The 22,315-nt window shown below is 64.6% G+C and carries 23 protein-coding genes; 16 read left to right on the forward strand and 7 right to left on the reverse strand.

Translation table 11 applies throughout. The features are described 5' to 3' along the window. The first annotated feature begins 4 nt into the window (after nucleotides 1-4). The 3 genes from GC148_RS00995 (at nucleotide 5) to GC148_RS01005 (ending at nucleotide 989) form a co-directional block, all read left to right on the forward strand. On the forward strand, nucleotides 5-601 hold the full coding sequence (locus GC148_RS00995; RefSeq protein ID WP_291068158.1) for a GNAT family protein: 597 nt from the start codon (nucleotides 5-7) through the stop codon (nucleotides 599-601). After that, on the forward strand, nucleotides 598-792 hold the full coding sequence (locus GC148_RS01000; RefSeq protein ID WP_291068159.1) for a DUF4169 family protein: 195 nt from the start codon (nucleotides 598-600) through the stop codon (nucleotides 790-792). The genes GC148_RS00995 and GC148_RS01000 overlap by 4 nt, the downstream gene beginning before the upstream one ends. A 71-nt stretch (nucleotides 793-863) precedes the next feature. Continuing rightward, nucleotides 864-989, forward strand: a complete 126-nt coding sequence (locus tag GC148_RS01005) for a hypothetical protein (protein ID WP_291061953.1) — start codon at nucleotides 864-866, stop codon at nucleotides 987-989. A gap of 11 nt (nucleotides 990-1,000) precedes the next feature. Here the strand turns inward: GC148_RS01005 and GC148_RS01010 are convergent, their stop codons facing one another. Continuing rightward, complete coding sequence (locus tag GC148_RS01010; RefSeq protein ID WP_291068160.1) at nucleotides 1,001-2,005, reverse strand: hypothetical protein; 1,005 nt, start codon at nucleotides 2,003-2,005, stop codon at nucleotides 1,001-1,003. Nucleotides 2,006-2,121: 116 nt separating this feature from the next. On the opposite strand from GC148_RS01010, the gene GC148_RS01015 reads away from it, so the two are divergent. Both GC148_RS01015 and GC148_RS01020 read left to right on the forward strand, forming a co-directional pair. Then, the gene (locus GC148_RS01015; protein ID WP_291068161.1) at nucleotides 2,122-3,228 is read left to right on the forward strand and encodes an NADH:flavin oxidoreductase; all 1,107 of its coding nucleotides are present in this window, start codon (nucleotides 2,122-2,124) and stop codon (nucleotides 3,226-3,228) included. Between the two features lie 83 nt (nucleotides 3,229-3,311). Then, nucleotides 3,312-3,851 carry a DUF3833 domain-containing protein gene (locus tag GC148_RS01020; protein ID WP_291068162.1) on the forward strand — a complete coding sequence of 180 codons (540 nt, stop codon included), beginning with the start codon at nucleotides 3,312-3,314 and terminating at the stop codon, nucleotides 3,849-3,851. Here the strand turns inward: GC148_RS01020 and GC148_RS01025 are convergent, their stop codons facing one another. Then, nucleotides 3,852-4,400, reverse strand: coding sequence for a DUF5655 domain-containing protein (locus GC148_RS01025; RefSeq protein WP_291068163.1), 549 nt, complete (start codon nucleotides 4,398-4,400; stop codon nucleotides 3,852-3,854). It abuts the gene before it with no gap. Nucleotides 4,401-4,469: 69 nt separating this feature from the next. Here GC148_RS01025 and GC148_RS01030 point away from each other — a divergent pair, with 69 nt between their 5' ends. From GC148_RS01030 to GC148_RS01065, 8 genes are all read left to right on the forward strand, one after another. Continuing rightward, nucleotides 4,470-6,806 carry a UvrD-helicase domain-containing protein gene (locus GC148_RS01030; protein ID WP_291068164.1) on the forward strand — a complete coding sequence of 779 codons (2,337 nt, stop codon included), beginning with the start codon at nucleotides 4,470-4,472 and terminating at the stop codon, nucleotides 6,804-6,806. Nucleotides 6,807-7,305: 499 nt separating this feature from the next. Beyond that, on the forward strand, nucleotides 7,306-8,346 hold the full coding sequence (locus GC148_RS01035; RefSeq protein ID WP_291068355.1) for a rod shape-determining protein: 1,041 nt from the start codon (nucleotides 7,306-7,308) through the stop codon (nucleotides 8,344-8,346). A gap of 37 nt (nucleotides 8,347-8,383) precedes the next feature. Then, complete coding sequence (mreC, locus tag GC148_RS01040) at nucleotides 8,384-9,253, forward strand: rod shape-determining protein MreC (RefSeq protein ID WP_291068165.1); 870 nt, start codon at nucleotides 8,384-8,386, stop codon at nucleotides 9,251-9,253. 3 nt (nucleotides 9,254-9,256) lie between these two features. Next, entirely contained in the window at nucleotides 9,257-9,808 is a 552-nt protein-coding gene (locus GC148_RS01045) for a hypothetical protein (RefSeq protein WP_291068166.1), read from the forward strand. Further along, nucleotides 9,808-11,763, forward strand: coding sequence for a penicillin-binding protein 2 (gene mrdA, locus GC148_RS01050; protein ID WP_291068167.1), 1,956 nt, complete (start codon nucleotides 9,808-9,810; stop codon nucleotides 11,761-11,763). The genes GC148_RS01045 and mrdA overlap by 1 nt, the downstream gene beginning before the upstream one ends. Beyond that, nucleotides 11,760-12,992 (forward strand): rod shape-determining protein RodA, encoded by a 1,233-nt coding sequence (gene rodA, locus GC148_RS01055; protein WP_291068168.1) that lies wholly within the window; start codon nucleotides 11,760-11,762, stop codon nucleotides 12,990-12,992. Before mrdA ends, rodA begins: the two co-directional genes overlap by 4 nt. Nucleotides 12,993-13,073: 81 nt before the next feature. Then, complete coding sequence (locus tag GC148_RS01060; protein WP_291068169.1) at nucleotides 13,074-14,495, forward strand: sodium-dependent transporter; 1,422 nt, start codon at nucleotides 13,074-13,076, stop codon at nucleotides 14,493-14,495. Nucleotides 14,496-14,633: 138 nt separating this feature from the next. Beyond that, nucleotides 14,634-14,918 (forward strand): hypothetical protein, encoded by a 285-nt coding sequence (locus GC148_RS01065; protein ID WP_291068170.1) that lies wholly within the window; start codon nucleotides 14,634-14,636, stop codon nucleotides 14,916-14,918. A gap of 60 nt (nucleotides 14,919-14,978) precedes the next feature. On the opposite strand, the gene pip is transcribed toward GC148_RS01065, so the two are convergent. Continuing rightward, nucleotides 14,979-15,968: a prolyl aminopeptidase gene (gene pip, locus GC148_RS01070; protein ID WP_291068171.1), complete on the reverse strand. Its 990-nt coding sequence runs from the start codon at nucleotides 15,966-15,968 to the stop codon at nucleotides 14,979-14,981. Nucleotides 15,969-16,079: 111 nt separating this feature from the next. Between pip and GC148_RS01075 the strand changes: the two genes are divergently transcribed. After that, the gene (locus GC148_RS01075) at nucleotides 16,080-16,694 is read left to right on the forward strand and encodes a hypothetical protein (RefSeq protein WP_291068172.1); all 615 of its coding nucleotides are present in this window, start codon (nucleotides 16,080-16,082) and stop codon (nucleotides 16,692-16,694) included. On the opposite strand, the gene GC148_RS01080 is transcribed toward GC148_RS01075, so the two are convergent. Both GC148_RS01080 and GC148_RS01085 read right to left on the reverse strand, forming a co-directional pair. Continuing rightward, complete coding sequence (locus tag GC148_RS01080; protein ID WP_291068173.1) at nucleotides 16,691-17,050, reverse strand: DUF423 domain-containing protein; 360 nt, start codon at nucleotides 17,048-17,050, stop codon at nucleotides 16,691-16,693. The two genes, GC148_RS01075 and GC148_RS01080, sit on opposite strands and share 4 nt — an antisense overlap. Further along, nucleotides 17,047-17,466, reverse strand: coding sequence for a PaaI family thioesterase (locus GC148_RS01085; protein WP_291068174.1), 420 nt, complete (start codon nucleotides 17,464-17,466; stop codon nucleotides 17,047-17,049). The genes GC148_RS01080 and GC148_RS01085 overlap by 4 nt, the downstream gene beginning before the upstream one ends. A 102-nt stretch (nucleotides 17,467-17,568) precedes the next feature. Here GC148_RS01085 and GC148_RS01090 point away from each other — a divergent pair, with 102 nt between their 5' ends. Then, nucleotides 17,569-18,681 carry a hypothetical protein gene (locus GC148_RS01090; protein ID WP_291068175.1) on the forward strand — a complete coding sequence of 371 codons (1,113 nt, stop codon included), beginning with the start codon at nucleotides 17,569-17,571 and terminating at the stop codon, nucleotides 18,679-18,681. 3 nt (nucleotides 18,682-18,684) lie between these two features. Here GC148_RS01090 and GC148_RS01095 read toward each other — a convergent pair whose 3' ends face one another. Next, complete coding sequence (locus GC148_RS01095) at nucleotides 18,685-19,296, reverse strand: GNAT family N-acetyltransferase (protein WP_291068176.1); 612 nt, start codon at nucleotides 19,294-19,296, stop codon at nucleotides 18,685-18,687. A 117-nt stretch (nucleotides 19,297-19,413) separates the two neighbouring features. On the opposite strand from GC148_RS01095, the gene GC148_RS01100 reads away from it, so the two are divergent. Continuing rightward, the gene (locus GC148_RS01100) at nucleotides 19,414-21,300 is read left to right on the forward strand and encodes an ABC-F family ATP-binding cassette domain-containing protein (RefSeq protein ID WP_291068177.1); all 1,887 of its coding nucleotides are present in this window, start codon (nucleotides 19,414-19,416) and stop codon (nucleotides 21,298-21,300) included. Here GC148_RS01100 and dgcA read toward each other — a convergent pair. Next, on the reverse strand, nucleotides 21,297-22,280 hold the full coding sequence (dgcA, locus tag GC148_RS01105; RefSeq protein WP_291068178.1) for an N-acetyl-D-Glu racemase DgcA: 984 nt from the start codon (nucleotides 22,278-22,280) through the stop codon (nucleotides 21,297-21,299). The two genes, GC148_RS01100 and dgcA, sit on opposite strands and share 4 nt — an antisense overlap. Between the last annotated feature and the right edge of the window lie 35 nt (nucleotides 22,281-22,315).

A 22,315-nucleotide genomic window follows, 5' to 3' on the forward strand; every position in this document is an offset into this window, starting at 1 on the left:
CGCGATGCCGCTCGCTCCGATGATCCTGGAGAATGCCCACGTTCGCCTGCGCCCGTTCGAGCCGGAGCGCGACGGGCCGGAGCTTTACGCGCTGGCCGAACGGGCGCCGGAAATCTTCCGGCTCTGGTCGCACCGGGGCCCCGGAGACTGGGTGGGTGACTGGATCGAGGTCATCCGTAAGCGGATATTGGACGGGACGATGATCCCGTTCGCGGTCACGCGGCCGGAGGACGGCGCCTTCCTCGGCATCACCAGCTGGCTCGATCCGAACGAGACCAGCAAGAGCGTCGAGGTGGGCATGACCTGCTATGCGCCGGAAGTGCAGGGCACGGTCGTCAACCCCTCGGCCAAGCGCCTGCTGATGGGAGAGGCGTTCGAGGCCTGGGGCGCGCGGCGCGTACAGTACCAGGTCGACAACCGCAATGAACGGTCCAAGGCGGCGGTGCTGAAACTCGGCGCCAAGCTGGAGGGCGTGCTGCGCAATCACAAGACCGTCTCGGACGGTTTCGTGCGCGACACCGCTTTCTTCTCGATCATCGACCGCGAGTGGCCGGACGTGAAAGCCAGGCTCGACGCGCGCATCGCGGCGGCCAGCGCATGACCACGCCGATCAATCTCAACAAGGCCCGCAAGGCGCGGACGAAGGCGGAGAAGGAACAGCGCGCAAAAGAGAACCGCGCGAAGTTCGGCCAGCCCAAATCCGTCAAGTCATTGGAGGCCGCGCGGGCCGAAAAGCAGGCGCGGCTGACCGAGTCGCACAAGCTCACCCCGCCTGATCCAAAAGACGGTTAAAAAAGCGTTGACACACGGCCCCGGCTTTGCACTTCGTCTCGGGCGTTGTGTCAGATCGGGAGTGCGGAGCCATGGTGAAAAACGTCTTGATGAAGACCGCTTTCAGCTTCGTCTCGTTCGGTGCCGGAATCATCTGGGGCATCGCTGCTGAAGCCAGCGCTGCCGGCCTTCCGCTGATCGGCGTGTTCCAGGGCTGAGGCGTTAACGCTCAGCTCCCGCCGGTATCTTTTGCCCGTTCGATCAGCGTGTCTTCGTAGCGTCCGCGTGACACGCGTTCGAGGGCTTCGAAGATCGGCTTGGCATCCTTGTCCTTCAGCAGCGGTATCGCGCGGGCGAGTTCGGCGGCGCGGGCGTATTGCGAATGGGCTTCGGCCATGTCGCCGCGCGCCTCGGCGCAGGCGCCCCAGTTTGCCTGGATGCCGGGCGCATCGGGATAGGCGGCCGCCAGTTCCTGCCACTGCGCGCAGGCCCCGATGAAATTGCCCTGCCGGGTCGCCTTCACGGCGGCCTCGAACCGCGGCTCGCCAGCTTCCTCGCCGACCAGCGGCTTGGTGACGATCTCGGCGCGGAAGCTGGTCATGTAGGGCGCGATGTCGAACCGGAACTGACGCACCGCTTCGGGCACGGCCTGCTGGATCAGGCCATAGGGCGCGTCATAGGAATCGTAGATTTCGTAGACGACCGAGCCCACCGAGCCGGTCGGCTGGCCGGTGTCGGGATACTCGGCAAAGTCGTAACAATCCTCGCGCTCGGCGGTGCCGAGCTTGGCGGAGGTAAAGACCGGGCGGCGCGTGGCGAGGTCGATCAGGCGCGCGCGGACTTCCACATCCACGATGTCCTTAACGCATTCCTCCTCGACGATGGCGCGGTGTTCGCAATCGAAGGGCGCGTCATACTCGACACAGCGCTTCGACGTTTCATGGCGGATCTCGCCGCGATAGCCGGTCACCGTGACCTCGCCCTCATAGATGCCTTGCGGCTGGGTTGGGTCCAGCACCACGAACCAGGGCCGGCCTTCCAGCTCGGTGCCCTCGATCATCGCGGCGAACTCGGCCTCCGCGATATCCCCGGCGGGCCCCTGGAACCGGCCGGCGGCAACGTCGGTATAGTCCAGCGCTTCGGGGAAAGTCGGCGCGGCGCGGGCCGTATAGTCATATCCGGGCGACTGGCAGGCCGCGACGAGGCCGATCAGGGCAAAAACCAGAACACGCATGAATCGATCCCCACTTAACTCATAGTTTAGCCGTGACGCCGGTGCGCCGCTGCGTCAATGGTTGACGAAGTTGCCCGAGAGACCCAACTCGTCGCAAGCTGAAACAGGACACTCACATGACGCGCACCCTCTTTACCCCCTTCAAGCTGAACGGACTCCAACTGAAGAACCGGATCGTGATGGCGCCGATGACGCGCTCCTTCTCGCCCGGCGGGATTCCGGGGGAGAATGTCGCGGACTATTACGCCCGCCGCGCGGAGGCCGATGTCGGCCTGATCGTCACCGAAGGCACCACGGTGCGCCGGGGCGGCTCGTCCAACGATCCGAACGTGCCGAACTTCTTCAAGCCCGAAGCCCTCGCCGGCTGGGGCCGTGTGGTGGAGAAAGTGCATGGGAAGGGCGGGGCGATCGCGCCGCAGATCTGGCACCAGGGCATGATGCGCAAGCCAGGCACCGGCCCGTTCCCGGACGCGCCGACCGACAGCCCCTCGGGCGTCACCCATTCCGGCAAGCAGGTGTTCGATCCGCCGACCTCGGCGGAAGTCGATGACATGGTGCTCGCCTATGCCGATGCGGCCGCCGAGGCCAAGTCGCTCGGCTTCGACTCGGTCGAGATCCACGGCGCGCATGGCTACCTGATCGACGAATTCTTCTGGGACGTGATGAACAAGCGCAGCGACCGCTATGGCGGCAGCCTGACGGAGCGGGCAACCTTCGCCGGCGACATCATCCGGGAAATCCGTAAACGGACGGGTCCGGATTATCCGATCATCCTGCGTTACTCGCAATGGAAGCAGCAGGACTACACGGCGCGCCTCGCCACCACGCCGGACGCGCTGGAGGCTTTCCTCAAGGTGTTCGTGGATGCGGGCGTCGACTGCCTGCACGTTTCGCAGCGCCGCTACTGGGAGCCGGAGTTCCCGGAAATCGACGGCGAGAACGGTCTCAACGGTGCGGGCTGGGCGAAGAAGCTCACCGGCCTGCCGACGATCACCGTCGGCTCGGTCGGCCTCAATGGCGACTTCGTCAATGCCTTCCGGGGCGAAGGTGCCGGCCAGCGCTCGCTGGAAGATCTCGAAGCCCGCCTCGATCGCGGCGAGTTCGATCTTGTCGCCGTGGGCCGCGCGATCCTTCAGGACCCGGAATGGGCGAAGAAGGTCAAAGAAGGCCGCGTCAGCGAGATTGCCGACTACGACGCCAAGTCGCTGGCGACGCTGTACTAGCGCCGTCCGCGCATTTTGTGCGCATCCAATCGGGTCCGGCCTGCGTATCGAGGGGACAAACCCTTGCAGACCGGACCCGACCCATGCGCTTTTCCAGACTTCTTGCGCCTGCGATGCTGGCCAGCGCCGCCGGCACGGCAGGCTGCGCTTCCTCCGACCGTCTCGCCCAGTTCGAGAGCGCGCCGAGGCAACTCGTGCTCGAGGAATATTTCGAAGGCCAGACCACCGCCTACGGACTGTTCGAAGACCGGTTCGGCAAGGTGCGCCGCCAGTTCAAGGTGGACATCACCGGCGTCGTGACCGGCGATCACATGACCCTGACCGAGAAATTCGAATACGATGATGGCGAGCGCGAAACGCGCGTCTGGGAAATCGATATCCTCGGCAATGGGCGCTACCGCGGCACGGCCGGCGATGTGCCGGTGCCGGCGGAAGGGCAGGTGAGCGGCAATGCGTTCAACTGGAAATACAAGGTCGACCTCAAAGTCGGCGGATCGGTCTGGAATGTCGGCTTCGACGACTGGATGTTCCTGATGCAGGACGACGTCCTGATCAACCGCGCCTACGTCACCCGCTACGGCATCGAGATCGGCCAGGTGACGATCGCGTTCAACAAGAAATAATCAGGCTTTGCCGTAGGCTTCCTTCAGCCAGGCCTTCACCTCGGCGTCGAAATCCTTTTCCGTTTCCAGCTTGACCTTGTGCGTGCACATCGCGCCCGGTTTTTCAGGGACCAGCCGGTCCGTGCCGGGGTGACCCTTCAGGTTGATGCCGAGGTCGATGCGGGTCTTGCTCGCGGGCAGGATGTTCGCAAATTTCTTGTTGCGCCGGAGGCTGACGGCGGTCTTGCCGGGGTCGGCCATCACGTCCTTGCCCAGCGTGGCTGCATATTTCGCGATCGCGTCGTAGACCGGGCGCAGCGTTTCCTTGCCGTTGTACTGGCCTTCCAGCATGTCGCCGGGATCGGCTTCGAACCGGCCTTTGGCCGCCTGGCAGATGAAACTGGCATGCCCATGGCCCACGCCGTGGGTTTTCAACAGGGCGATCTGGTCGCTGAATTTCTCGATTCCGCTCGCCTGAACCAGCTGGACCCAGTGTTCCAGCGGCTTGCCCGTCTTCACCAGCAGGCCGGTTTTCATGCCCGCCAGCACCTCCTGATCGGATAAAGCCACCACATCCTCCCTGACATTTTGGTGCCGGACAAACCTAACACAATCGCCAGTCCCTGCTATACGTTCCCGATGAGTTCCAATCCGAATCGTCTTCCCATCAGCCAGATGGCCGCCGCACGGCCCCCCGCGCCGGCGTCGGACGGCGCGGCTTATCTGCAGGGCCTCAACCCCGAGCAGCGCGAGGCCGTGCTGCACACCGAGGGGCCGCTGCTGGTGCTGGCGGGCGCGGGCACCGGCAAGACGCGGGTGCTGACCGCGCGCCTTGCCCACATCATCTCCACGCGGCTGGCCTACCCATCGCAGACGCTGACCGTGACCTTCACCAACAAGGCGGCCCGGGAAATGCGCGAGCGCGCGCTGGCCCTGTTGGGCGACGCCGGCGAGGGCCTGCGCTGGCTCGGCACGTTCCACTCCATCTCGGCGCAAATCCTGCGGCGGCATTCGGAACTGGTGGGGCTGAAGTCCAGCTTCACCATCCTCGACACCGACGACCAGGTGCGGCTGTGCAAGCAGATCGTGCAGGCGGAAAATCTCGACCCCAAGCGCTGGACGCCGCGCAATCTCGCCGGCCTGATCGATGGCTGGAAGAACCGGGCGCTGACGCCAGACAAGGTGCCGGCGGAAGAGGCGGAGCTGTTCGGCAATGGCAAGGGCATCAAGTGCTACGAGATCTACCAGGCGCGGCTGAAGGTGCTGAATGCCTGCGATTTCGGCGACCTCTTGATCCACAACATCACGATCTTCCAGCAGAACCCTGATCTGCTTCGGGATTTTCATTCGAAGTTTCGCTACATCCTGGTCGATGAGTATCAGGATACGAACGTCGCGCAGTATCTGTGGCTGCGCCTCCTCGCGCAGGGCTCGAAGAATATCTGCTGCGTGGGCGATGATGACCAGTCGATCTATGGCTGGCGCGGCGCGGAAGTGGACAACATCCTGCGCTTCGAGCACGACTTCCCGGGCGCCAAGGTGGTGCGGCTGGAGCGGAATTATCGCTCGACAAAACATATACTTGCGGCCGCTTCCTCGGTGATCGCGCACAACAAGGGACGTCTCGGCAAGACCCTCTTCGTGGGCGATGACAGCGCGGCTGCCGACGATACCGATGCGGCCAAGGTGAAGGTGCGCGGCCTGTGGGACGGCGAGGCGGAAAGCCGCCTGATCGCGGACGATATCGAAAGCTGGGTGCGCAATGGCGGGCGCCATGACGACTGTGCCGTGCTGGTGCGCGCCTCCTGGCAGATGCGGGCCTTCGAGGAACGCTTCATCCTGCTCGGCATCCCGTACCGCGTGATCGGCGGCCCGCGCTTCTTCGAGCGCGCCGAGATCCGCGATGCGATGGCCTACCTGCGCCTCGTGCGCTCGCCGGATGACGACCTTGCCTTCGAGCGCGTCGTCAACGAGCCGAAGCGCGGGGTGGGGGATACGACGCTTGCCAAGCTGCAATCCTATGCGCGCGCTGACGGGCGCAGCCTGTTCACGCTGACGCCGATGGTACTGCAGACCGACGAGATCAAGGGCGGCGCCAAGCGCGGCCTCACCCAGTTCATCGACCAGATCAATTTCTGGCGCGGCAAGCTGGCAGACGGCATGCCCCATACCGAGCTGGCCGAGATGATCCTTGAGGAGTCGGGCTATACCGACATGTTGCAGAAGGATCGCAGCCCTCAGGCGCAGGGCCGGCTGGACAACCTCAAGGAACTCGTCCGCGCGATGGGCGAGTTTGACACGTTGGCGGGCTTCCTGGAGCATGTGGAGCTGGTGATGGACGCCGCCACGGGCAGCGGCGGTGACGATCAGGTGCAGATCCTGACCCTGCACGGCGCCAAGGGCCTGGAATGGCCGGTCGTGTTCCTGCCCGGCTGGGAGGAGGAAGTCTTTCCCTCCCGCCGCAGCCTCGACGAGAGCGGCCTGCGCGGCCTGGAGGAGGAGCGCCGGCTCGCCTATGTCGGCATCACCCGGGCGCGCCAGCTATGCTACATTTCCTTCGTCGCCAATCGCCAGATCTACGGCCGTTGGCAGGCCGTGATGCCCAGCCGCTTCGTGGACGAGCTGCCCCACGAGCATGTCGATGCGGTCTCGGAGACTGGCTATTCGGGCATGCCGGGGGCCGAATCGGCGTTCATCGGTACGGTGGAGGACCTGGGCGAGCGGTCGGATTACCAGTCGCCTGGCTGGAAACGGCTGAAAGAAAATGCCGGCCGGCCCTCCGGCCCGCCGCCGGGCGAGGCCTCGGGCCTTAACGCCACGGCCTCCGGGCCGGACGCCTTCCGCGTCGGCGCGCGCGTGTTCCATGACAAGTTCGGCTACGGCAAGGTCGCTTTCACCGAAGGCAACAAGCTGACGGTCGATTTCGACAAGACCGGCCGCAAGAAAGTCATTGCCACCTTTGTGACGGCGGCCTGATCCGCCCCTTCGGGAAATATGCAACGCCGGGGGATGGGGGACCCGCCTGAGGGGGGAGGGGGGCTGGGTCCGTGTGCCGGCTCCGGGGAGGTGGAGGTGTCGGGAGAAAAAGACATCCGCACCGGCGTTGCAGGTGAACAGTCTCATCCTCCGGCCCAATCAAATCCGAACGACCCGTTCATCTAGCGCTCACCTTGCGACTCGACCCCCGCCCGCCGCCTATCCGTGGGCATCCTGATCGTTAACAAAACCGACCTTGCTGTTAACAAAATCGGAACGATGCGTTCCGCTCGATCTGCGGCCTAGACGGCACGAAAGGCCAGGAGCCCCGGATTTGCAAGGGCTCTGAATGAACGGAACGGAAAGTTCCATTTAACTGTTTCCTTCTTCTTGCTTTAAATGGGCGTTAACGGCACATGGTGTACAGGGCTGAGATCAAACAAGTGCACGTCGCCGAACGGAACGCTTCGGACCGTATAGAAAAGAGCTCGGATTGACCATGATTGGTAGCCTACTCGGCCTGTTGTCCACGGACATGGCCATCGACCTCGGGACCGCTAACACGCTTGTCTACGTGAAGGGTCAGGGCGTTCAGCTCGATGAGCCTTCTGTCGTCGCGTACATGACGCAAGGCGGCCGCAAGATCGTCTATGCGGTCGGCGAGCAGGCGAAGAACATGCTCGGCAAGACCCCGGTCAACATGGAGGCGATCCGCCCCATGCGCGACGGCGTGATCGCGGACTTCGAAGTCGCCGAGGAAATGATCAAGCACTTCATCCGGAAGGTTCACAACCGCCGGGCGTTCGTGTCTCCCCTCATCATCATCTGCGTGCCCAGCTCCGCCACCAGCGTCGAGCGCCGCGCCATCCACCAGTCGGCCCTGGCGGCCGGTGCGCGCCATGTGGAACTGATCGAGGAGCCGATGGCGGCGGCGATCGGCGCCGGCCTGCCGATCGATGATCCGGCCGGCTCGATGGTTGTGGATATCGGCGGCGGCACCTCGGAAGTGGCCGTGCTGTCCCTCGGCGGCATCGTGTATTCGCGCTCGGTGCGCGTGGGCGGTGACAAGATGGACCAGGCCATCGTCAACTATCTGCGCCGCGAGCAGAAGATCCTGATCGGCGAAATGTCGGCCGAGCGGATCAAGAAGGAAATCGGCACCGCCCTGCCGCCGGAAAACGGCACCGGCATGGCCCTGACCGTGCGCGGCCGCGGCACGCTGGACGGCGTTCCGAAGGAAACTGAAATCACTGAGGCGATGATCGCCGAAGCGCTGAAGGAACCGGTCACCGACATTATCGATGCCGTGAAGATCGCGCTCGAAGCGATGCCGCCGGAACTCGCCGCCGACATCGTCGACCGCGGTATCGTGCTGACGGGCGGCGGCGCACTGCTGCGCAACCTCGACACGGTCATCCGCAATCAGGCACAATTGCCGGTGATGATCGCCGATGATCCACTGAAATGCGTGGTCAATGGCTGTGGTCAGGTCCTGGAGAATTACTCCAAGATGAAAAGCGTCCTCTGCCCGGAGGTCTGAAACGCGGGCATTGCAGCGAGGCGAGGGAGCCTGAGGCATGGCACGATCCGGCCGCTCCAGTCAGAAATCCGGTGCCCGGCGTGTTACGCTGGGCATCCTGATCTTTGGCGCGCTTGCCCTGATCGTCGCTCAGTCGGCCCCGCAGATTAGCAATTTCTTCGTTCCCGCTCGCACCACGATCAACGACCGGATCGGCGCGCCCGCCGATACCAGTTTCTGGGCACAGATCAGCGGGCAGGCCGAACGCGAACGCCGCATCCGCGAGCTTGAAAACGAAGTGCGCGATCTCGCACGCTACAAGGCGGCTGCCATTTCGATGGCGGAACGCATGGAAGCCTATGAGCGCATCCTGAACCTGATGGGCGAGCCGCCGGAACGCGGCGTGACGGCGCGCATCACCACCGTTGTCGACGGTCCGTTCGCGCAAACCGTGCTGGCCAATGCCGGCCGCCTGCAGGGCGTTGAGCCGGGCGCCATCGCGCTCAATGAAGGCGGCCTCGTCGGCCGCGTCACACAGCTCGGCGACCGCTCGTCGCGCATCCTGCTCGTCAGCAATTACCAGAGCCAGCTGCCCGCCCTCGGCGAAGTCAGCGGCGTGCGCGCCGTGATGCAGGGCAAGGACCGCGACCGCGGCGTGCTCAAGGACATGCCCGAAGAAGCTGAGTTCATCGAGGGCGAACGCATCCTCAGCTCGGGCGAAGGCGGCGCGTTTCCGCGCGGCCTCGTGGTCGGTACCGTCACCAAACAGGGTAATGACTGGATCGTCAAACTCGCCATGCGCGAACATTCCAGCGGCTATGTGCGCATGATTGCGCCGCCTGAGATCGTCGAGCCGCTGCCGGAATCCGAACTGCCCGAACTGCCACCGGAAGACGGCACCGCCAGTGCGTCGCAAGGGGCGCAATGAGCGATGGCGAGGAACCTGCCCAACCGGAAACGCCGTACGCTCTGGAGCCAGTCCGGGCCTAGCCCGCGGCTCGTGTTCGGCGCGGCGATCATTGCCATCGTCGGCGTGCTGGGCATGACGCCGAAGGAGTTTTTCGGCATTCCGCTCGCCTGGCCGTTCGCGGCGCTCTGGGGTGCGATGGGTTGGGGCAGGGTCGGCCTGTCGCTGCGCCCCATGATCCTCCTCGTAATCTTCGGTGTGATGCAGGACATCGTTTCGAATGCGCCGCTCGGCTGCTTCGCGCTGATCAACCTGTTGGTATACGGAATGAGCGCCGGCATTGCCGACCAGACCGACGGCATGCGCGATACGCTGGTGGCGTTTGTGGGACCGGTCGTGCTGCTGTCGGCGGCGTTCCTTCTGGTCTGGGGCTTTGCCAGCATTACCAGCGACCATATCGTGCGCACCTGGCCGCTGTTGACCAGCTTCATCAATACGGGCCTGATCTACGCCTTCGCCAACCGGATGTATGATCTGGGGCGTCGCCCGGGCGAGTCGCCGGGAGGGAATGGCTGATGGCCCGCAAGCTGAGCCCCGAAGCCGATTTCGACCGCCGCATGCTGATCATGATGGGCGTGGGCGGCACCGTGTTCGCAACGCTCGTGGCGCGCCTGTCACAGCTGCAATTCCTCGAAGCGGACTATTACAAGGAACTCGCCGCCGAGAACCATATCCGCCTCGTGCTCGCTCCGCCGGAGCGCGGGCAGATCCTCGACCGTTTCGGCCGCCCGCTTGCCTCGCAGCGACAGGCCGGCCGGGTCTCGGTCGTGCCGGAGCGCGTGAGCGACCCGCAGGCCACGCTGGCGCAGCTCGGCAAATTTATTGACTTGCCCGACACCCGCCGCGACCGCGTTCTGCAAGAGGTGAAGAACAACCGCATCCGCCGCGCGGGCTTTGTGCCGGTCACGGTGGCGCAGGAACTGAGCTATGAGGAATTCGCGCGCCTTCGCGTGCATGCGGTGGAGATGGAAGGCGTCGATGTGCAGATGGCGTCGACCCGGTCCTATCCGCGCGGACGCGATTTCGCGCACGTGCTCGGCTATGTGGCGCGCGCCAGCGCGGATGATCTGACGCGCCTGTCGGAAGGCCGCTCGCCCGACGAGCAGCGCACCTTTGAGGAATTGCTGCGCCATCCGGACATTCGCGTCGGACGGCAGGGCATGGAACGCTTCGCCGAAGACTGGCTGCGGGGCCGCCCCGGCCGGCGCCGCGTGGTGACCAATGCGCACGGGCGTCCGATGCAGGAACTGGAGCAGGACCCCGCCAACGCGGCCGTGCCCGGCAAGGATCTCTACGTCACCATCGATGCCGAGCTGCAGCGCGCGGCCATCGAACGCTTTGCCGGTGAAAGCGGCGCGGCCGTGGTGGTGGACGTGTCCAACGGCGATGTGCTGGCCATGGTCTCGACGCCGGCCTTCGATCCAAATGCGTTCGTGAACGGAATATCCGGCAAGGATTATGCCGAGCTGCGCGACAATCCAATGGCGCCGCTCTATCCGCGCGCACATGGCGGCGTCTATCCGCCCGGCTCGACCTTCAAGATGGTGGTCGCCACCGCCGCGCTGGAATCGGGCGTGGTCAAACCGTCGGACACGGTACGCTGCAGCGGCTCCTACCGGTTCGGCAATCGCACCTGGCACTGCTGGAAAAAAGGCGGCCATGGCACGATGGACATGCACAATGGCATCAAGCATTCGTGCGACGTCTATTTCTATGAGATCGCGCGCCGCACCGGCGTGAACAAGATTGCAGAGGTCGCGCACAAATTCGGTTTCGGCGAAACGTTCGTGCTCGGAATGACCGGTGCGCGCAGCGGCCTTGTGCCGGACCCGGCCTGGAAGCAGGCGAACCGCGGCGAGCCCTGGTTCGAGGGCGAAACGCTGAACTTCGGTATCGGGCAGGGGCAGCTGGGCGTTACGCCGCTGCAGCTCGCGCTGATGACGGCGCGCATCGCCGCCGAAGGCGCTCCGATGACGCCGCGCCTTGTCGGGCTCGGCCCGGAAGACGAGCACAGCATCACGCTCGATGCGCCGCTCGACAAGGATATCGTCGATATCATGCAATCCGGCATGTATGGCGTCACGTCGGAGCCCGGCGGCACGGGTTACAGGTCAGGCGATCTCGGCCTCGGCGGACCGCGGATGGCGGGCAAGTCCGGCACGGCGCAGGTGCGCCGCATCACGCAGGCCGAACGCGACAAGGGCATCCGCAAAGGCGTCAACATCGAGCGCGAGCTGCGCGACCATGCATTGTTCGTGGCCTATGCGCCCGCCGACAATCCGCGCTATGCGATCTCTGTCGTGGTCGAGCACGGTGAGAGCGGCTCCGGCGCCGCCGCGCCGCTGGCGCGCGACATCCTCGCGGCGGCCATCAAGATGGATAGCGGACGCACGCCCCTCTATTCCAAACGCGCCGATGTGGCCCAGCCACCCCAGGCATCCGACAGCGCGCCGGAAGGAGATCCCGCATGAGCCGCGAAGGCTATACCGGGTTTACCCGCGGCGAAGCCCGCACGGCGACCGCCGGGTCGCTGCGCTTCGCCAATTTTGGCCCGTTCGGAAAAATCGCGCGCCTGCCCTGGAGCATCATCCTGCTGATCGTCGCCGTCGGGCTGACCGGTGCGGCGATGCTGTTCTCGGTCGGCTGGGACCCTGTTGCGCAGGCGCCGTCGCCGGATGAGGCCAATCTCTGGCGTGACCAGCTGACCCGTCTGGGAATCGGCTTTGTACTGATGATCTTCCTGGCGCTGATGCCGCTGGGCCTCTGGGCGCGCTTTGCCTGGCCGGCCTATGTCGGTGTGATCGTCCTGCTGGTGCTGGTGGAACTGTTCGGGGTGATGGGCGGCGGCGCGGCGCGCTGGCTGAAGCTCGGCCCGATCGTGATCCAGCCGTCGGAGCCGGCGAAGCTCGCCGTCACGATGGCGCTTGCCAGTTGGTACCAGCGGATGATGCCGACGGGCGGGCAGGCTCCGCCGCTCTGGGTGCATGGCGGCGCGCTCCTGATCCTGCTGATTCCGGCTGGCCTGGTCTTCCACCAGCCGAACCTCTCCACCGCGCTCGCCCTGGCCGCGGCCGGTGTGATGATCATCTTCTTCGCGGGTATCGCGATGCGCTATGTTGTCGGCGCCATCGGCCTTGGCATCATGGCCGTGCCGGCAATCTATACCTTCGTCCTGAAGCCTTACCAGCGCGAGCGCGTCGATACGCTGATCGCGGGCATTACCGGCCAGGCAACCAATGGGCTGGGTGAAAGCTACCAGATCGAGCAGGCGAAGATCGCGATCGGCGCGGGCGGGTTCAGCGGGCGCGGTTACCTGCAGGGTATCCAGTCACAACAGGAATACGTGCCCGAGCAGCATACGGACTTCATCCTGACGATCATTGCCGAGGAATTCGGCTTCATCGGCGCGGTCGGCCTGCTGACGGTGTTTGCCTTCCTGTTCGTCTGGTCGTTCCGCGTGGCGGGGCGCAACAAGAGCTGGTTCGGCCGTCTGGCGACCATCGGCGCGACCTCGACCATCGCCTTCTTCGCCATCTTCAACAGCGGCATGGTGCTGGGCCTCCTGCCCGTGCTGGGCATGCCGCTGCCGCTGATTTCCTATGGCGGCACGGCCATGATCACGGTGATGGCCTGCTTCGGCCTGATCCTGTCGGCGCACCTGCACCAGGATGAAAAGCTCTCCTCCCGCGGATTGTTTTAGCGATCTTCAGCGCAATCCTCGTTGATTTTTGACCCTGCATGGCTAGGGTCCGGCCAAACATGCCCCGGGGGAGCAGGAATCATGGAACAGATTGGCCGCAAGACTGAGAACTGGAGCTCGCGCTTTGCCTTCATGATGGCGGCCGTCGGCTCCTCTGTCGGCCTCGGCAATTTCTGGCGCTTTCCCTATACCGCCGGCGAGAATGGCGGCGGGGCGTTCATCCTCATCTACGTGCTGTGCGCGGCGCTGATCGCGCTTCCGCTGCTGATGGCGGAATATGCCATGGGCCGCAAATCCGGCATGTCGGCCATTGAGGGTGTCCAGTCGCTCGCCCGCGCCGAATCGAAGACCCAGTATTGGGGAATCGTCGGCTGGGTCGGCGCCCTGACCGCCTTCTTCATCCTCACCTTCTACATGGTCATCTCCGCCTGGCTGCTGGCCTATGTGATCCAGGCCGTCGGCGGGAACCTGCACGGCCATGACGCCGCCGCGTCCGGCCAGAACTTCCGCGACATCATCGGCGCGGGCGAGCATCCGCTGCAGTCCAAATGGTACATCCTCGGCCTCGCCGCGGTGTTCATCGCGGCGAACGTCATTGTGGTTGGCCGGGGCGTCAAAGGCGGTCTCGAGAAAGCAGCGACGATCCTGATGCCGGCCTTCTTCATCATGCTGCTGGTCGTGCTCGGCTTCTCGCTGATGAACGGCGATGTGGCGCGCACAGTCGACTTCATCCTCAAACCGGACTTCAGCAAGGTCGGCTTCGGCACTTTCCTTTCCGCGCTTGGCCAGGCCTTCTTCTCCATCGGGGTCGGTGTCGGCCTGATGATCACCTATGGCGCCTATCTCGATCGGGGCACCGACATTCCGCGTTCCTCCGCCATCATCGCGGGGTCGGACACGCTGGTCGCGATCATTGCGGGCTTCACCATCTTCCCGATCGTATTCGCCGCAGGCCTGCCGGAAGCCTCCGGCCCAAGCCTCTTTTTCATCTCGATGCCCGTGGCGTTTGAGGCGATCCCTTATGGCTCGGTGTTCGCGGTCGTCTTCTTCGCGCTGGCCTTGTTTGCCGCCTTCACCTCGTCGATCTCGCTGATGGAAGTCGGCGTGTCCTGGTTCGAGGAACGCCAGGGAGTCACGCGCCTCGGCGCCTCCATCGGCATCGGCTTCGTGCTGTGGATGATCGGCGCGGGCTATGTGTTCGGCGGCGACTATCTCGACTTCATGGACTTCATGACCGAAGGCTTGCTGCTGCCGCTCGGCGGTCTCCTGTGCGCTGTCTTCGCGGGCTGGATCCTGTCACGCGACATGCTGGTCTCGGAGCTTGGCGAGGGCATGGTGATGAACGTCTGGCGGTTCCTGATCCGATGGTTCGTGCCGCCCTTCATCGCCTTCGTCCTGGTCTTCGGCTTCCTCGACAAGGTGCAGGACCAGTACCACGTGCAGCTGCCCGCCGTGCTGGAATCCCTGCTGGGCCCGAACTGGACTGCTCCGCCAGCGGAGTAGCGGGCTGCAGCGCAGGGCGCGGGGTGAGCGGCGAGGAAATCGTCGCTCACGTCAGACCCCAACATAAGCAGGGCTTTTTCGTTGAGCAGTGAATTGGCGCAGCTACTTGAGATCGCTTGCTCCGGTTACGCTAGTCTGGTGACCGAGGAGACCCTGTTAGCTCTATTTGATTGCGCTGCTTCAAGTGGACTGATTTTAGATCGGATTGAGCCGTTCCTGCTGGAAGCGGATCAAGAGATTCCTCACGCGCATCTCACGCTATCGCCAGCTGAAGTGCATGGCGACTATAGCAAGTTGAATTGGGGCGAACGCATCACAGCAGTAAAGTCGGACATGCTGAACATGTTGGAGGAAGCGCACCGCATCGGCGGCATTTTCCGATTCAATGTCGGAGTTTCGCGCGAAGAAGAGTGGGCGCCATAGTTCAACCTTCAGCTAGATTGTTGCCGAAGCGGTGCGCACGGCGCAGGTTCAAACCCGCCTTCAGGCTCTCGACTTCACCGTCAGCTTGTCTGCGAAATCGTCCGTGGCCTGAACGAGGCGGTCGATGATTCCAGGCTCCATCGAGGAGTGGCCGGCGTCCGGCACGATGTGAAGCTCGGCTTTCGGCCAGGCCTCAGACAGGGCCCAGGCAGTCGACAGAGGGGTGACCACGTCATAGCGCCCGTGCACGATCACGCCCGGTGTCGATTGCAGCTTGAGCTTGGCTTGCTCGAGCAACCAGTTGTCGCTCTCGAAAAAGCCCTCATTGACGAAATAGTGGCACTCGATGCGCGCGAAGGCGTCAACGAAATCGTCTTCGTTGAAGCGCGGCGGCGTGGTGACCGGGCCCTTGATGGACAGGGTCTGGCCTTCCCAGCGCGACCAGGCGCGGGCGGCATCGATCCGGGCCACCGGATCATCGCCGGTCAGGCGTTTGTAGAAGGCGTTCACGAGGTCGCCGCGCTCCGCCTCCGGGATTGGCGCCACATAGCGCTCGAACGCATCCGGGAAGAGGCGGCTGGCGCCCTCCTGGTAGAACCAGCGGATTTCCGATTTCGAGACGAGGAAAATGCCGCGCAGCACCAGGCCGAGCACTTGCGGGGTATGCTTAACCGCATAGGCGAGGGCGAGGGTCGAGCCCCACGAGCCGCCGAAGACGAGCCAGCTGGAAACGCCGGCATGCTTGCGCAGGGTCTCGATGTCCTCGACCAGATCCCAGGTCGTATTGCCTTCCAGCTCCGAATGAGGCGTAGAGCGGCCGCAGCCGCGCTGGTCGAACAGGAAGATGCGATAGCGGTCCGGATCGAAGAATCGGCGCATTTCCGGGCTGGAGCCGCCGCCCGGGCCGCCATGCAGCGCCACGACCGGAATGCCCTTGGGATTGCCTGATTCTTCCCAGAAGATCTCGTGCACGGGCGAGACGCGCAGGCGTCCGGAAGCATAGGGCTCGTGTCTATGATAGAGAATCCGGCGGCTCTGGCGTCTGTTCATGCACTCTTCACTTATGTTCGGCTAGCTTTTAGCCAATGACTGGACTTCCGTACTCCACACCCATACTAATTCTCATGAGTGAAGCCATAGCTGCTGGCGGGTGGCAAATTGATGCGTAGCGTTGTTCTTAGTGTATCCCTATGCGTTCTTGCGGGATGCGCAACCGTTTCGGTTGTGCCCGGCGAGGCGACTTTCGAGACATCGCTGACCAGGAATCAGTCCGAGCTGCGTGAAGCCTCCAACGCCTATTGCGAGGAAGTCGTCCAGGCCGGCTGGGTCGAGGAATCAGGCGGCATCGCCAGTCTTGCTGACACGTTGATGCATGGACGCACGGAAGTGGCCGATGCGGCTGGCTATTATGCCACGCGGATCGGCGCGGAAACCAAGGCGCCGGCGCTCGTGCTGGGCCGGATCGTTGCGGACAGCCAGGCCGCCCGCAACGGGCTGGCGGATGTCACCACCGAAGCCGAAACACTGCTGCGCAGTCGGGACAAGAACGCGTCCAACCGCGCCGACGTGATGAGCTTCGAACGCGCCCTCGTGCGCGCCCAGATGGCCCATCGCGGCTTCCAGGAAGCGCTCGATCTGGTCTCGGAGCGTGCGGACATGGACGTCCAGCCGATTGCGCTCGAAATCGATAAATTTGCCGGCCTGATCGATAATGCGCGTTCCATCGCCGACCGGTTGGCCGAGCGCTACGTGGCCGACGGGTCGGCCGGCTCCTAGGTTTTCCGCAGGGCGCCCAGCGCCAGCGTCAGCCAGCCTGCCAGCAATCCCAGCCCGCCGAATGGTGTGACCGCCCCAAGAATGCGCGGTGCGCCCAAGGCCATCGCATAAAGCGTGCCCGCAAAGACCGCCGCGCCGCCCACCATTAGCCAACCGCCCAGCCGGATCCGTCCGGCCTGTCCGCTCAGCCCCGCCGCCAGCGCGGCCGCGGCATGCGGCAACACATAGGCGGTGGCGGTCGTCCACCAGCCGCGCGCCTCATCGTTGAACTGTCCGGACAGCGCATGCGCGCCGAACGCGCCGCACGCGACCCCGCAGAAGCCGAGCAAGGCGGCGGCGGCGACGAGCCGGTTCATGCGTCTTTCCTGGGCAGCGCGTAGGTGACGATGGCGTGGCTCGACGGCTTGTCGGCCCCTTCGACGCGGATATCGACTTCGATCACGGCGAGCGCCTGGCCCATCTTCATGATGCGCCCTTCCGCGATCACCGCCGCGCCGATGCAGGGGCGCAGGAAGTTGATATTGAGATTGCTCGTCACGGTCATAGGTTCCAGTCCGGTCAGCGTCATGATGGCCATATAGGCCACACTGTCGGCAAGGCTCATCTGCGTCGGTCCGGAAATATAGCCGCCTGGGCGCAGGTGTGTCTCGTCGGCCTCAAGCCGCATCACGGCCAGGCCGGGTTCCATCTTCATCACCTGGCTCTGCCCCCCGCGCCCCTTGAAGGCGGTGCTGAGGAAGGTGTTGGCCTCTTCGGCCGTGAATTTGGTCATCGCTGCTCTCCCGGCGGCACGGCTTGATTGTCTTTTCCCCGGGCGCCAACCTAGCGGCAAGGACAAGACCGCCAAGTGGTCACGCAAAGGAAGGATGACGCCATGCTCAGCGCCGGAGACGAATATCCGATCCACCAGACACCGGAACCGGTGGCCTTCGCCGGCTCCGACCGGAACTTCTACGACCGGTATTTCTTCAACGGCTACAGCGCCGACGGGAAGACCTTCTTCGCTGCGGCGATGGGCGTCTATCCGCACCTCAACATCATCGACGGATCGGTCTCGATCCTGCGCGATGGCAAGCAATCCTCCATTTTCATGTCGCGCCCGCTGAACATGGAGCGGATGGACACGTTTGTCGGCCCGCTTTCTGTCAGCGTGGTCGAGCCGCTGAAGAAGGTGCGCCTGACGCTGAAGGAGACCGAGGGCCTCGCACTCGACGTGGAGTTCACCGGCCGCGCTTTCCCGATCGAGGAGCCGCGCTTCACCCGCCGCATCGGGCCGCGCATGATGATGGACCTGACGCGCATGACGCAAAACGGCCGCTGGTCGGGCACGCTCAAGGTCGACGGTACCGAAATCAAGGTAAGCCCCGACAGCTGGACCGGCACCCGCGATCGCAGCTGGGGCGTGCGCCCGATCGGCGCGCCCGATCCGCAGCCGGCGATCCCGGCAATGCCGCCGCAATTCTACTGGATCTGGACGCCGACCAACTTCCCGAACCTCTCGATGTTCTTCCACGTCAATGATGACGGTGAGGGCGAAGCGTGGAACCAGCGCGCCTCGCTGGTGATGGACGGTTCAGAGCAGGGCGAGGGCATCCACCTCGCAAACCCGAAGATGGACGTGCGCTATGCGAAAGGCACGCGCCGCATGCAATCTGCCACCCTGTCGGTCACCGATCCGTCAGGCCGTCCGCACACGGTCGACTTCACGCCGCTTGGCACGTTCCTGATGAAGGGGATCGGTTACGGCCACCCGGTCTGGCGCCACGGCGCGTTCCAGGGCGACCAGCTGAAAGTTCAGCGCGAGGATTTCGATGCCGCCGGCGCGCCCTGGCAGGCGCTCGAGAACCTGCACATTCAGGAGATCGTCAAGGCCGTGCACAAGGGGCCGGACGGGGCCGGGTCGGAGGGCATCGGCACGTTCGAACAGCTCTTCCTCGGGCCGCACGCCCCCTCGGGCTTCAAGGATGTTCTCGACGGCGCCGCCTGAGCCTCAGACGAGGTCCAGCGCCGGCTCAATCAGCGTCAGCGCCGCGCGCAGGTCTGCGGCGGCCTCGCCGCCTGGCATGGCCGCGAGGCGTTCGGCAACCGTCACTGCGTCGAAGCCATAAGTGGCCACCACCCCGCCAACCGGGCCCCCGGCCTTGCCGCCGATGGTCTTGAACAGGCGCCGGGCCGGCGCATTCTCGTGCAGGGTCTCGGCCACGAAGCGGGTTATGCCCACGCCGCGCGCCTGGCTGACCACCGCTTCCAGCAGCAACCGGGCGAGGCCCTTGGCGTGATGGTTGTCCACTACCGCGAGCGCGAGGTCGGCCTCGCGGGAATTGCCCCGCCGGATGGCCCGCACCACACCCATCAGCGGCGCGCCCGGCGTGTCGAGGTCCAGCGCGCCCCAGGCGATGTGGTTGTACCCGTCGGTGTTTACCAGCTGGTCGATCATCGCATCGGGAAATGTGGCGGCGCCCGAGAAGAAGCGCAGATAGCGCGAATGCGGTGACAGCCTTGAAATTATGTCGATTTCACGCGCACGGTCCCGCCGACCGATAGGCCTTAGGTAAACTGCTTCGCCGGTGGCGAGGTGCGTGGAAACGCCAATACTGTCCATGGAGTGATATTTGTGCACTGCACAATGGATGCAAAAGGGCAGAAATACGTAATGCGACGTTCTGGCATTTTGCGGAAAGCAGGTGTTTTTTGCGGCGCAGCAGGGTAAAGGCCCGCCATGCTTGAGATACGCAACCTGGATTACCGCGTGGAAGCGCGCCCGCTGTTCGAATCGGCGTCGGCGCGGATTTCGGCTGGCTGGAAAGTGGGCCTTGTCGGCCGCAACGGCACCGGCAAGTCGACCCTGTTGCGCCTGATCCGCGAAGAGATTGCTGCGCCCGGCAAGGACAGCCCGATCCGCCTGCAGAACGGAGCCCGTCTCGGCTGGGTGGCGCAGGAAGTCGCGCCCAGCGACGAGACGATCATGGACGTGGTGCTGCAGTCCGATGCCGAGCGTCATGCGCTGATGACGGAATCGGAAACCGCGACCGATCCGGACCGGATCGGCGAGATCCATGCGCGCCTTCTGGACATCGATGCCTGGTCGGCCGAGGCGCGCGCGGCCGAAGTGCTGATGGGCCTCGGCTTCAAGCATGCAGACCTCTCGCGTGCGACGAGGGAATTCTCCGGGGGCTGGCGGATGCGCGCGGCGATTGCCGGCGCCCTGTTCGCCCAGCCGGACCTGCTGCTTCTCGACGAGCCGTCGAACTATCTCGACCTTGAAGGCGCGGCGTGGCTCGAAGGCTATCTGCGCAAATATCCGAACACGGTGCTGATCGTCAGTCACGACCGCGAGCTGCTCAACCGTTCGGTCACGCACACGTTGGCATTGGAACACCGCAAGCTGTCGATCACGCCCGGCGGGTATGATGACTGGCTGCGCCTGCGCGCGGCCAAGCTCGCCCAGCTCGAAAGCCAGCGCGCCAAACAGGCGGCCGAGCGCGAACATCTCCAGGCCTTCGTGGACCGATTCCGCGCCAAGGCCTCCAAGGCGCGGCAGGCGCAAAGCCGCGTGAAGATGTTGGAAAAGATGCAGGACGTGTCGATCCCGATTGCGGAACGCACGACGCCGTTCTTGTTCCCTGCGCCGGAATCGAAACTGTCGCCGCCGCTGCTGGAGATCAAGGGCGCAGACCTCGGCTATGGCGAGGGCGCGCGCATCCTGAACAATGTCGACATCCGTTTGGATCCGGACGACCGGATTGCGATTGTCGGCACCAACGGGCAGGGAAAGACGACGCTGGTGAAATCCATAGCCGAGCGTCTGCCGCTGATGGCGGGCAAGCGGCTCGCGCCGAAAGCGGTGCGGATCGGCTATTTCTCGCAGGACCAGCTCGACGAACTGACCGCCGGCGACACGCTGCTCGAACACGTCATGCGCGCGCTGCCGCAGGGCACGCCGCCAGCGAAGCAGCGTGCGGTCGCAGCGCAGATGGGGTTCAGCCATGAGAAGGTGGAAACCAAGGTCGAGGCGCTTTCGGGCGGCGAAAAGGTTCGCCTGATCCTCGGCCTGATTGCGCTGGAAAAGCCGCACATCCTGATTCTCGACGAACCGACATCGCATCTTGATATCGACAGCCGAGAAGCGCTGATCTACGCGATCAACGACTTCCCCGGCGCCGTTCTGCTGATCACGCACGATGTCTACCTCGCCGAGGCGACGGCGGACGAATTGTGGCTGGTCAAGGATGGCCGCGTGTCGCGCTATGACGGCGACCTCAACGATTACCGCACGCTGGTGCTCAGCACGGACCGTGAGAAGGGTTCGTCGAAGACGGCGGCTGCGCCGGCCGAGACCGGCGACAAGTCCGACGAGCGCCGCCGTGCCTCGCACGCGCGTGAGGCCGCTGCGCCACTGAAGAAAAAAGCTCAGGAGGCGGAGAAAACGATGGAACGCCTCGCCGCCAAGATCGCGGCGCTCGACGTCGAGGTTGCCCGCCCGGACATCCAGCCCCATGAGGTGCGCCAGCGCCTGAAGGAGCGCGCGAAATTCGTCGCGGAAAAGGAAGCTGCCGAGGCCGCCTGGCTCGAAGCGAGTGAAGCCTACGAAGCGGCCGTGCGCTAGCCCCAGAGCGCGGCGCTGGGCGGTGAGACCATTCCGCCGCTGAACACGAGTCCATCGGCGATGTCATCGGCCAGCCAGAGCGGGCCGTCGACATCTGCGGCGTCCGCGAGCCCGGCCAACAAGACCGCCGGCGCCATCGACAGGGAGCCCGCCACCATGCAGCCGACCATCACACCCATGCCGGACCGGCGCGCGGTCTGCACCATGGCGAGCGCTTCGGTGAGGCCGCCTGCCTTGTCCAGTTTCACGTTCACCGCGTCATAGGTTTTCGCCAGGGTCTGGATGTCGGCGCTGGTGTGTGCACTTTCGTCCGCACACACCGCAACCGGGCCGGGGCGTTTGAGCAACGCGTCATCCCGGCCGGCGGGAAAGGGCTGTTCGATCAGCACCGCGCCGAGCTTTACGCCGGCGCGGGCAAGGGCCGGGTAGGCGTCGGCCGCGAGGCCTTCATTACCGTCGAGGATCAGCCGCGCGTCCGGCCGGGCCGCGTGCACGGCTTTCAGCCGGTCCAGATCCTCCGGCCCGCCGAGTTTCAGCTTCAACAGCTGGCCGGGTACGGCCTTCGCCGCTTTGGCCATGGCGTCCGGTGTGTCGAGGCTGATGGTGACTGCGGTTTCAACCGGCCGGGGCTCGGGCAGGCCGGCGAGCTGCCAGACAGGTTTGCCGGCCTGTTTCGCTTCGAGGTCCCACAGCGCACAGTCGAGTGCACAGCGCGCGGCGCCGGCCGGCAGGGCGGCCTGAAGGCCAATACGGTCCAGCCCCGCCTCGACCTGCCCGCGCACGCTTTCCAGCGCCGCCATCACGCTTTCCACGGTCTCGCCGAAGCGCGCGTAGGGCACGCATTCGCCCCGTCCTGCGGCTGCGCCGTCGGTCAGGCGCACGCGAAGGGTTTCTGCCTGCGCCTTGGCCCCGCGCGAGATTGCGAATGCCGCACGCAAAGGCGAGGAAACTTGGGCGATTTCGAGCGTTCTGTTGCGCATGGGTTAATCCCGTTGGGTGAATTGTGTTGGACTGG

The sequence above is a fragment of the Hyphomonas sp. genome, assembly GCF_016125515.1.
GTDB lineage: Bacteria > Pseudomonadota > Alphaproteobacteria > Caulobacterales > Hyphomonadaceae > Hyphomonas.

What these genes read in the sequence shown, in the direction of transcription:
- GC148_RS00995 (WP_291068158.1), top strand. Translation starts at nt 5, where the DNA reads ATGCCGCTCGCTCCGATGATCCTGGAGAATGCCCACGTTCGCCTGCGC.
- GC148_RS01000 (WP_291068159.1), top strand. Translation starts at nt 598, where the DNA reads ATGACCACGCCGATCAATCTCAACAAGGCCCGCAAGGCGCGGACGAAG.
- GC148_RS01005 (WP_291061953.1), top strand. Translation starts at nt 864, where the DNA reads ATGGTGAAAAACGTCTTGATGAAGACCGCTTTCAGCTTCGTCTCGTTC.
- GC148_RS01010 (WP_291068160.1), bottom strand. Translation starts at nt 2,005, where the DNA reads ATGCGTGTTCTGGTTTTTGCCCTGATCGGCCTCGTCGCGGCCTGCCAG.
- GC148_RS01015 (WP_291068161.1), top strand. Translation starts at nt 2,122, where the DNA reads ATGACGCGCACCCTCTTTACCCCCTTCAAGCTGAACGGACTCCAACTG.
- GC148_RS01020 (WP_291068162.1), top strand. Translation starts at nt 3,312, where the DNA reads ATGCGCTTTTCCAGACTTCTTGCGCCTGCGATGCTGGCCAGCGCCGCC.
- GC148_RS01030 (WP_291068164.1), top strand. Translation starts at nt 4,470, where the DNA reads ATGAGTTCCAATCCGAATCGTCTTCCCATCAGCCAGATGGCCGCCGCA.
- GC148_RS01035 (WP_291068355.1), top strand. Translation starts at nt 7,306, where the DNA reads ATGATTGGTAGCCTACTCGGCCTGTTGTCCACGGACATGGCCATCGAC.
- mreC (WP_291068165.1), top strand. Translation starts at nt 8,384, where the DNA reads ATGGCACGATCCGGCCGCTCCAGTCAGAAATCCGGTGCCCGGCGTGTT.
- GC148_RS01045 (WP_291068166.1), top strand. Translation starts at nt 9,257, where the DNA reads ATGGCGAGGAACCTGCCCAACCGGAAACGCCGTACGCTCTGGAGCCAG.
- mrdA (WP_291068167.1), top strand. Translation starts at nt 9,808, where the DNA reads ATGGCCCGCAAGCTGAGCCCCGAAGCCGATTTCGACCGCCGCATGCTG.
- rodA (WP_291068168.1), top strand. Translation starts at nt 11,760, where the DNA reads ATGAGCCGCGAAGGCTATACCGGGTTTACCCGCGGCGAAGCCCGCACG.
- GC148_RS01060 (WP_291068169.1), top strand. Translation starts at nt 13,074, where the DNA reads ATGGAACAGATTGGCCGCAAGACTGAGAACTGGAGCTCGCGCTTTGCC.
- pip (WP_291068171.1), bottom strand. Translation starts at nt 15,968, where the DNA reads ATGAACAGACGCCAGAGCCGCCGGATTCTCTATCATAGACACGAGCCC.
- GC148_RS01075 (WP_291068172.1), top strand. Translation starts at nt 16,080, where the DNA reads ATGCGTAGCGTTGTTCTTAGTGTATCCCTATGCGTTCTTGCGGGATGC.
- GC148_RS01080 (WP_291068173.1), bottom strand. Translation starts at nt 17,050, where the DNA reads ATGAACCGGCTCGTCGCCGCCGCCGCCTTGCTCGGCTTCTGCGGGGTC.
- GC148_RS01085 (WP_291068174.1), bottom strand. Translation starts at nt 17,466, where the DNA reads ATGACCAAATTCACGGCCGAAGAGGCCAACACCTTCCTCAGCACCGCC.
- GC148_RS01090 (WP_291068175.1), top strand. Translation starts at nt 17,569, where the DNA reads ATGCTCAGCGCCGGAGACGAATATCCGATCCACCAGACACCGGAACCG.
- GC148_RS01095 (WP_291068176.1), bottom strand. Translation starts at nt 19,296, where the DNA reads ATGGACAGTATTGGCGTTTCCACGCACCTCGCCACCGGCGAAGCAGTT.
- GC148_RS01100 (WP_291068177.1), top strand. Translation starts at nt 19,414, where the DNA reads ATGCTTGAGATACGCAACCTGGATTACCGCGTGGAAGCGCGCCCGCTG.
- dgcA (WP_291068178.1), bottom strand. Translation starts at nt 22,280, where the DNA reads ATGCGCAACAGAACGCTCGAAATCGCCCAAGTTTCCTCGCCTTTGCGT.